The sequence below is a fragment of the Pseudoalteromonas sp. NH0006-26 genome, from assembly GCF_057552415.1.
The window spans coordinates 1-9,109 of record NZ_BAAJMJ010000018.1; the positions used below are offsets into that span (position 1 = coordinate 1).

Annotated in this window: 7 protein-coding genes, 3 tRNA genes and 2 pseudogenes; 8 read left to right on the top strand and 4 right to left on the bottom strand. The window is 38.5% G+C overall.

Going from position 1 to position 9,109, the window contains the following annotated elements; translation table 11 throughout:
* Positions 1-97 precede the first annotated feature (97 nt).
* The 4 genes from AC27JR_RS16865 to AC27JR_RS16880 all read left to right on the top strand — a co-directional run bounded on the left by AC27JR_RS16865 (position 98) and on the right by AC27JR_RS16880 (position 1,021).
* Positions 98-173: transfer RNA gene (locus tag AC27JR_RS16865), tRNA-Glu, on the top strand.
* Between the two features lie 86 nt (positions 174-259).
* Positions 260-335: transfer RNA gene (locus AC27JR_RS16870), tRNA-Glu, on the top strand.
* 93 nt (positions 336-428) lie between these two features.
* Positions 429-504 (top strand) — tRNA-Glu (locus tag AC27JR_RS16875).
* A 250-nt stretch (positions 505-754) separates the two neighbouring features.
* Positions 755-1,021: a DksA/TraR family C4-type zinc finger protein gene (locus tag AC27JR_RS16880; RefSeq protein WP_055013360.1), complete on the top strand. Its 267-nt coding sequence runs from the start codon at positions 755-757 to the stop codon at positions 1,019-1,021.
* Between the two features lie 49 nt (positions 1,022-1,070).
* Here the strand turns inward: AC27JR_RS16880 and gloA are convergent, their stop codons facing one another.
* From gloA to AC27JR_RS16895, 3 genes and pseudogenes are all read right to left on the bottom strand, one after another.
* Positions 1,071-1,457, bottom strand: coding sequence for a lactoylglutathione lyase (gene gloA, locus AC27JR_RS16885; RefSeq protein WP_138608757.1), 387 nt, complete (start codon positions 1,455-1,457; stop codon positions 1,071-1,073).
* Between the two features lie 86 nt (positions 1,458-1,543).
* Positions 1,544-3,454, bottom strand: coding sequence for an aminotransferase class V-fold PLP-dependent enzyme (locus AC27JR_RS16890; RefSeq protein ID WP_487174218.1), 1,911 nt, complete (start codon positions 3,452-3,454; stop codon positions 1,544-1,546).
* A gap of 221 nt (positions 3,455-3,675) precedes the next feature.
* Positions 3,676-3,924, bottom strand: a pseudogene (locus AC27JR_RS16895) (endonuclease III); the annotation flags it as partial.
* A 123-nt stretch (positions 3,925-4,047) separates the two neighbouring features.
* Here AC27JR_RS16895 and AC27JR_RS16900 point away from each other — a divergent pair.
* Complete coding sequence (locus tag AC27JR_RS16900; protein WP_487174219.1) at positions 4,048-5,121, top strand: helix-turn-helix domain-containing protein; 1,074 nt, start codon at positions 4,048-4,050, stop codon at positions 5,119-5,121.
* Between the two features lie 201 nt (positions 5,122-5,322).
* Positions 5,323-6,996, top strand: a complete 1,674-nt coding sequence (locus tag AC27JR_RS16905; protein WP_487174220.1) for a tetratricopeptide repeat protein — start codon at positions 5,323-5,325, stop codon at positions 6,994-6,996.
* A gap of 330 nt (positions 6,997-7,326) precedes the next feature.
* On the opposite strand, the pseudogene AC27JR_RS16910 reads toward AC27JR_RS16905, so the two are convergent.
* A pseudogene (locus AC27JR_RS16910) lies at positions 7,327-7,575 on the bottom strand (endonuclease III); the annotation flags it as partial.
* Between the two features lie 354 nt (positions 7,576-7,929).
* On the opposite strand from AC27JR_RS16910, the gene AC27JR_RS16915 reads away from it, so the two are divergent.
* Together AC27JR_RS16915 and AC27JR_RS16920 are read left to right on the top strand one after the other, a co-directional pair.
* Entirely contained in the window at positions 7,930-8,394 is a 465-nt protein-coding gene (locus AC27JR_RS16915) for a hypothetical protein (RefSeq protein WP_487174221.1), read from the top strand.
* Positions 8,387-9,013, top strand: coding sequence for a hypothetical protein (locus AC27JR_RS16920; protein ID WP_487174222.1), 627 nt, complete (start codon positions 8,387-8,389; stop codon positions 9,011-9,013). Before AC27JR_RS16915 ends, AC27JR_RS16920 begins: the two co-directional genes overlap by 8 nt.
* Positions 9,014-9,109 lie beyond the last annotated feature (96 nt).

Sequence of the window (9,109 nt, forward strand, 5' to 3'; positions counted from 1 at the left end):
AGAAAAAGTTTTTGAGAAGATAATGCCATTCGCCTCGCAGGCTCGGTCTCATCTTACTTAGAAATAGCAAATCAGTGATTTGCAAAGCAATTTCTGCGTCCCCATCGTCTAGAGGCCTAGGACACCGCCCTTTCACGGCGGTAACAGGGGTTCGAATCCCCTTGGGGACGCCACTTACTATTATATAGTAGGGTAGTGTTGTTAAAGCTCGTCTGAATCGAGTCTAAACTTTCAGTTGTCCTAGTGACACTTTTTTAGTGTCCCCATCGTCTAGAGGCCTAGGACACCGCCCTTTCACGGCGGTAACAGGGGTTCGAATCCCCTTGGGGACGCCACTTACTTATTTCTAATAGGGAAGTGCAGTGTTATTAAGCAACTCGCCTGAAACGAGTTAAACCATTCAGTTGTCCTAGTGACACTTTTTTAGTGTCCCCATCGTCTAGAGGCCTAGGACACCGCCCTTTCACGGCGGTAACAGGGGTTCGAATCCCCTTGGGGACGCCACTTACTTTTTCTAAAGTAGGTATGTGTTATTAAGATAAAAAATTTTCTGTTCAAGCACTTCTTACGTTCGTCTATAAAATACCTCTCTAAATTAAACATTTAGGTTTATCAAAGCCTAGAGTCACGATATTCACTCAAGTATTGTTCAACCTCAAAAGACTTAATTAAAAGTATCTGTGTTTTTTATTCAGGGCTTATAAATATTCTACTTGTTAATCTACATAAAACTTCCAAAAAATGAGGAGGATTTATGGCAAGTGGATGGGCGCGAGATGGCGCAATTCAAGATCAAATAGATGCAAGTGTTAATGATGCAGTGCAATACGCAAGAAGTAACCTAATTTCAGGAGCGAGCGCTGAGCTTTGTGATGAGTGTGACGAGAGAATACCACAAGCAAGAAGGTTAGCATTACCAGGCGTGCGCTACTGTATTTCATGCCAAGCGGAATTAGAAGGGCTACCAAGTAATGCTAACGCGTTTAATCGCCGTGGCAGTAAAGATAGTCAATTACGATAAAGGTGCTCAAGGCACCTTTTTTTATGGGTAAAATACTACCCGTGATTATTTATGATTTTTTCTGAATAAGTTCAATTGCATATCCATCAGGGTCTTTAACAAATGCAATTTCCGTTTTGCCACCTTTTACTGGACCTGGTTCACGACTAACGTTACCGCCAGCTGCTTTGATATCCTCACAGGCCTTATAAATATCATCAAATTCAATCGCTATATGGCCATAGGCATTACCTAAATCGTAGCTGTCAGTATCCCAGTTATAGGTCAGTTCAAGTACTGTTGTATCAGTTTCATCACCGTAGCCGACGAAGGCAAGGGTATAGCGATACTCTTCATTATCTGCACGACGTAACTCTTTCATACCTAGCACATTAGTGTAAAAGGCAATTGATTTATCTAGATCAGCAACCCGTAACATAGTATGTAGTAAACGCATTTAAATTTACCTCAATTTATTCTTTGAAATCTGTAAAGTACGATTATAAGCAATTCCTAATCATAAAACTGTATTACGCGATATTTTTACTTCTCAACTTTACCTTTAAGGACATATATTTCGCCATCAAAACTGCCCTGAATCGTTAATCCTTGTCCTGCAAGCTCCTTCAGATAGTCTATATGCTCTTGTGTAATATGTTGCCCCGGAACCAAAAGCGGAATTCCTGGCGGGTAGGGCGTAACTAAACCGGCGCAAATGCGGTTGTTACTTTTGCTAATAGGTACCGATTCGCGCTCGCCATAAAAAGCTTCGCTTGGAATACAGGCTAAGTCTATAGCTGGTAAATTCTCCGGTAAGCGAGAACGTCGTGTCGATGTGGCTAGTTTTACCTTGCCACTATCGAGTTTTTTTAACGCATTGTATAAGCGAATGATCTTCGAGCGCGTGCCGCCAAGAGTCAGTAACACCAAAATAGTACTGTGGGTGTATTTTTCTATTTCTAAGCCAATTTCATCCAGCAGATACTTATGAATATCTTTTAATGAATAGGGTAATTCGCTAATGTCGATAAGAATTTTTAGCGGGTCGTGGCCCATGTTATCATCACTAAAGTGCGGGAATATTTCCGTAAACTCTTGTTTACCAAGCACTTTAATCTGCTTTAGTGATGCCATCTGTTGCTTAAATTCGTCTACATGATTTAACAAGGCATTGAGTAACTTATAGCCTTCCATCTCCAATTGTTTTTGGCACACATCAAGAGAAGCGATAAGCTGATATTTCGGCGATGTACTGGCATAAATACTGTAAATCTCGCGAAAGAAGTCAGCATCAAAATCAGGATCGTTTACATGGATATACGATGCCTGAGAAAACGCCGATACCACTTTATGCGCTGAATGAGTAACATAATCAGCGCCAGCATGAATCGCAGAATAATACCGTAAACTTGGATGAAATAGCGAGTAAGCAAACCACGCTTCGTCGATAAACACCTTAATACCATGCTGATGAGCAAATTCTACTACCTGTTTGAGGTCGCTTAGCAGACCATCGTAAGTACAACCGGTAAGAACCAGTAATTTTGCATCGGTATTTTGTTCTATTGCTTGTTTTATATCAGCCAATGACGGTGGCGCAAAAATCCCATATTTAGGGTTTAAAATACTCGACAAGTAAATGGGTAAACTGGCTGATTGCAAAATGCCATAGTGCACAGATTTATGACAATTACGGTCAATAATCACTTTATCGCCTTTGCGAAGCAGTGTCTGCAAGATGATTTTATTTGAAGTGGATGACCCATTAGTGACGAAGTAAGTGTGCTTCACCTCAAACGTAGCAGCAGCTGACTCTTGGGCACGGCCAATGGTATTGGTGCTATCTGATAATGAGCCTAACGAATCGACTGACACCGACAAGTCACCCACAAACACATTACGGCCATAAAACTGATAAAAATCTTTAATATAGGGAGAATTTCTAAAGCTTGAACCACCGCTGTGCCCAGGTGTGTGCCATGAATCGTTCGACTCGCCAACATAGCGACGGTACGCTGTCCAAAAAGGCGTTTCTGAGCGGTCATCGAAGTCATTGATCATATAACCTAAAATTGCTTCAGGGTCTGAGATTACTTCATCTTTAAAGAAGAATGACTCAATCTCCTCCGACTCATTAACAATTTCTAGCCCCTCTGTGTCGTCACCAATAACATACACAGGTAATTCAAGGCGGATCCTCTTTAGCTGCTCGATAAAACGACTATAAGTGCGTTCACCAACCTTATTTTGCACATCCCAACTAAGTACAACGGCCTGAATATCACCATCTTCCTTTACACACTCCAGTGCTTGTTCAAGTTCAAGGTACTCAATAATATCGATATGTATATCGTTTCGCTCGAAATTAGCAATTGTTTTCGACAGATTCGTCGAAAGCTCGTTTAAGGTGGTAGGGTCTTGCTCAATTAGTAATATACGAAGTAACGGTAACATAGAGGGTTCGCACTATAATTTTATAATGCTCAATAGCATAACTAAAGGAGTGAGACTTGTGAAATTAATACTTTGAAAATGTTCTAATAATTGCTTTTCGCAAGGGGGCAGGTATAGGCGTTTATTTAATAAATTTGTAGTATAGAAAAGTGCAAGGCGCCAAAGTTTGGCACCTACATTAAGAAATAGAATGCATTAGCAGAGGAACACTTGTCAAATGGCTACTCAGTTTTATCTTTAAACTCACACAAGTCTTCAATAATACAGCTACCACACTTAGGTTTTCGGGCTACACAGGTATAGCGGCCATGCAGTATCAGCCAGTGGTGTACATCGACTTTAAATTCTTTGGGGATCACTTTTTCGAGCTTTTGCTCAACAGCAACCACGTCTTTGCCCATAGCCAGCTTGGTACGGTTTGATACACGGAATATGTGCGTATCTACAGCGATTGTCGGCCAGCCAAAAGATAATTAAAGTGGACTTTATTGTAGTGTAACTTAAGAGTGGGAATGCTTTGTTGTTATCAATGTTTAGTTTAATATGTAAAAACACTTATTATGTAAACAGTTTTACATGGCATATACAATTTTATGATTTTACAAACGTTAGCGTTATTTCCGGTTCATATTGTACAAATTGTTTTTGCATGCCAAGTGAGCTTTATCGCATTATTAATCTGGAACAAAGAACGTTATCGTAGCTTGGCTTTGTTCTTTATTTTTCAAGCAACTCTCAGTGTTATGAATGTATTAGAAGGAACAAATACAACTACGCAATATTATTTAGTTACGCCAGTATTTACGTTAGTCATTGGCCCTATGCTTTATTTCTTTATTCGATCACTTGTAAATGATGTGGCAATGACAACGCCGCAAAAAAGCGTTCACTTTGTTGCGGCGTTTATTGCTCTTCCTTTTACCAGTTACACACAGCTTATCATCGCCTTTGGTACATTAAGCCAATTAATATACTTGGCACTTTCATTTCTAATTATTGCTCGGTATCACAAAACTGTAAATGCAGTAAGCTCAGATGCTGACAGGTATAAGTTAAACTGGGTACTAAAAGCATTGTTTATATTTACCTTTGTAACTGTTACAGATCTAATTAGGATGAATCTTCAAACAATCACATCAGACTTTGTAGCAATGCTTTGGTATTTAATAAATGAAGCTATCTTCATGGGTTTATCTTGCTATTTAGGCTTTAAAGTTATTAGGCATCCTCAATTGTTTGATGGAATGATATCTTACGAGAAGTTGGTCGAGCATGAAGAGTCGAGAGATGACGAAGAAGAACACGCTTTAGCACAACGTATTTTCGCTGATATTGAAAACCATATTTTACAAGATGCAATGTTCAAAAAGCCAAGGTTAACCGTGACGGACGTTTCGATGAGTACCGGGATTAGTGTGAAAGATATATCTTGGGCTATTAACTTGGGCTGTAATCGAAATTTCTGCGATTACATAAATAGTTTAAGAATAATAGATGTAAAGAGAAAGCTATTGGCAGGGGAGAATAATACAGTCGCTCTGTTGGATATTGCTTTAGCGTCAGGGTTTAACTCAAAATCTACATTTAACGCTACATTCAAAAAAGAGTTAGGCAAAACGCCGTCTCAGTTTATTCGTGAAAAATTGAAACCTACAACCACCTCGTAGAAGTGCAAAAATACGTTTAATAAGTATGAAATCCTGATTTCGGACGACATGCAGTCCTGAATGGCTATGATCCGCCTATCTTTTAAAGTTAATTTAAATACAGGAATTTTTATGCAACTCAATCTCCTTATAAAGATTTTTATTTTTACGCTATTTCTTTCTTGCTCGGTTAAATCACTCGCATCAGATAAATCGAGTAAAATGACAAATAATTCGATTGGCCGATCGCCTTCTTTTAGTCAGGTAGAAGAACCTGCTCAATATTATGCGGATCGACAAAAAGCACTCGATTTAGTTCGCCAAGAAAATTGGCTAGCAGCGAAACCCATTATTGAATCATTGACACGTCAATATCCAGATGACGGCGATACGTGGTACATATTAGGCTTAACTTACTTTCAATTACAAGAGTGGGAAAAAGCGATTGCTGCACTTAAAAAGACAGTAGACTTAGGTACTATTTTGTCTAATGTTCCAAATGGGTCAGCGCCTGCTAACGATATTATGATCAGCATTGCAGAAGCTTATGCTGAGCTTGGCCAAGCAGAAAATGCAATTACTTGGATCAACAAGTCATTAGCTTACCGGTATGACGATAGAAAAAACTTAATCGGCAATGTTCATTTTAAAAAAATTGCTAGCTTAAAGTCATTTCAAGAGGTGTCAGGCGTATTTCTGCCTAACGATTTATCAAGAGTAGAGTCATGGCAATATGATCTTAAGTTTCTGGTATCTGAAATAAAACGACTTCACGTCAATATGTATCACTCAATAAGTGAAGACAACTTTGAAAGAATGGTCGCTACTATTAATAAAAAAATTCCTACGCTGTCAGATCAACAAATCGTATTCGAGTTTATGAAATTAGTTGCGTCTACGGGGAATGGTCACAACTTCATTGTACCGGCTTACGCCAAAACCGGCTCTTTTAATCAACTACCATTACAGTTTTACTTATTCAGTGACGGTCTTTTCATTGTGGCTGCTGAAGAAGAGTATCAGCACTTAATTGGGAGTAAAGTCGTTAGCATTGGCAATACAGCAATAGAAGAGGCGTTAGCTAGAACTAAAAAGGTGAATGCAAGGGATAATGAAATGCAGCACCTTTGGTTGGCGCCTCATTATTTGGGGTTAGCTGAAGTGCTTGAAGGCTTAAATATTGTCGATGATGCTAATGATATTACCATTACGATTGAGAGTGCTAAGGGCGTGCAGCAAACGGTTACGCCAAAACGTAAAGTCATGAGTTTTAGTGGTTTTCCTAAATTACCAGCACTTGCTAATAGTGATGAAATTCATAATCTTCGAGCGAAAAAAGCGTATTGGTATCAGTATATTCCTGAACAATCTGCGCTTTATGTTCAGTATAACTATGTTCATAACGCGGGTTCACAATCATTTGAAAGCTTTAATCATGAGCTTAGAGATAAAATTTCGCTATTGAAACCTGATAACATTATTTTGGACATACGACACAATGCTGGTGGTGATGGAAGTACGTATCCACCTTTACTTAAAACATTGGTACAGTTTGAATCAATAAAGCCAAATGGCAAACTATTTGTGGTTATGGGGAGGAATACCTTTTCTGCTGCTCACAGTCTATTGTTGGATATTAACCGACTTAGTAATCCAATATTGGTTGGTGAACCGAGCGGCTCTAGACCTAATGCGTTAAGTGAGGCGGGTTGGTTTAAATTACCCTATAGCGGCACTTGGGGTATTATTTCTTCTCAGTTTCACCAAGCTTCTAAAGCAGAAGACCATCGTATTTGGGTCCCTCCTCATGTGCCTGTGAGCTTATCGTCTAAGCAATACTTTTCAGGATATGATCCTGCAATGCAAGCAATAAAGAAAATAATTAACAGTAAATAAGCCTTAATATTCATTAAGTAAAACAGTCTATCGCTAAAATAAAGATTATTTTTAAAGAGATTAGCCGTTGGTAATAGACGGCTAAAAAAAGGAGTATAGCGCAACACATTTTCTCTTATGTTATATGTGTCGATATTTCACTTTAAGTAATATTTATCTATAAAAAACATATGTTTATGCCTATCTAGCAAAGTTAATCTGCCATTGTTGTGTGGCTTTAGTATGTCTGAGCTAGTAATAAAATATGAGTAAATGACTCGTTTTAACTTTGCAAAGGTTATTTCTGAAAATAACTGGTTTGTGAATATAACAACCGCAATGAATTAAATATTATTCCGTTTTATCTTTAAACTCACACAAATCTTCAATGATGCAAGATCCGCATTTAGGCTTACGTGCTACACAGGTATATCTGCCGTGCAGTATCAGCCAGTGGTGTACATCTACTTTAAATTCTTTGGGGATCACTTTTTCGAGTTTTTGCTCAACCGCGACCACGTCTTTACCCATGGCAAGTTTGGTACGGTTTGATACACGGAATATGTGCGTATCTACAGCGATTGTCGGCCAGCCAAAATATAATGAACGTAGAACGAAAATACTTACTTTTTCAAGACTGCTTTGAGCGAAAACCTGTCATTGATATTGGATAATATAAAAGTCAATTGGGTGATCAAACTCTGCTTTGCGCATATATTCACAAAAATGAGCGACGCGCGCATATTGTTCTATTTAACTTTTTTTAAAGTTTTAGAAAACTTAGTGATAGTAATACCTTAGCTTATTTGTTAAAACTATATTATGCAGAAAAATGAGCGTAGCGTCGGCAGAAATATGCGCGATGAGCGCACTATTAAATTGTTAAACCACTCTCTCACTTGGTTATATGTTGATATCATCATATTTACATGTGTCTTAATACCTGGAGGTAATATGCCGATAGATTCAATAATTAAACTGGTTAAAGCACTTAAGCCTAATCAGTGCTATCTAATCGGTGGCTCTTTGGTTTTTGCTGGCTTAACAGGGACATCTTCTCCCTTTTGGTATCCACTAGTTGATGATGTTATTCGTAACTCATTAAACCTAGCTATACCAAGTGAAGATTACAGCGCAAGTAAGATGACTATCATATTTTCTGTCTTTAGCATGTTGCTAGGAGCATTGTTAATAATCCTAAATCGTATCTTGGACCATAAAGAGCAAATCGCAACTAATATCCCCGATAACATAGTTGAGTTCCAGCCTAAACCTGAGCAAAGTGCGTTCGAAGCAGACTCTGGTGGTTCAATCATCATCAATGGTGGTCAGGTGAAGAATTATACAAAGGTTGCCAAAGCATCGAACAAAGGTGTTGTCACTCTAAATCAGACAGTCGTTGAAAAAGAAAATGAATAAGTATCAGATTAACTGCTCAAATTGTGGGCTGAAAATCAGTATGCTACTTGCTACCAGACCAAGTAAATGTCCAAGGTGTAAAGAGTATTTTGGGTTCCATGATTTAACTGGTGGTGAACACCATAGTTCTGGGATTAGGATATCTGACAGTTTCACTAGTGGTGGCAGTAAATACATACATGCTGAAGGCGATTGTTTCGTTGAAACTGAAAATGACGTTGTTATGGATGTCGACACTGTTGTAACTGCTGTTAAAGGGGCTAAAGTAGAGATGACTAATCCGACAGTTGATAAAAAGCCCTCTTTTCCTGAAACATTGGACTACTGCGGAATTGAAATTAGTCCTCCAAAAGTTTTTATCCTACAAAGCATTATCTCGGATGTTATCGGTGTGGCAGCTACACTCTCGATGACCGCAGTTGAACTGAAAACTTTCTTTAGGGTAGTGCAAAACAGAATTTATAATGGATTAGTTTCTGGTTTAAATGGTGGGGCACTAACAGGCATACGAGTGCTTCATTCAAGTGGCTGTAACATGTTAGAAATTATTGACTCAAATGGGATTTTGACTGATGAAGGTGTTAAGTTACTTAAATATATTGCTCAAAAAATGGTATAAATGTGGTTTAACAAGGCCATTAAATCGGACAAAAAACAGTTGGCTATTGTTCGTGCCTCACAAAATTTAGCCAACTATTTTTAGCCGTTTATGGCA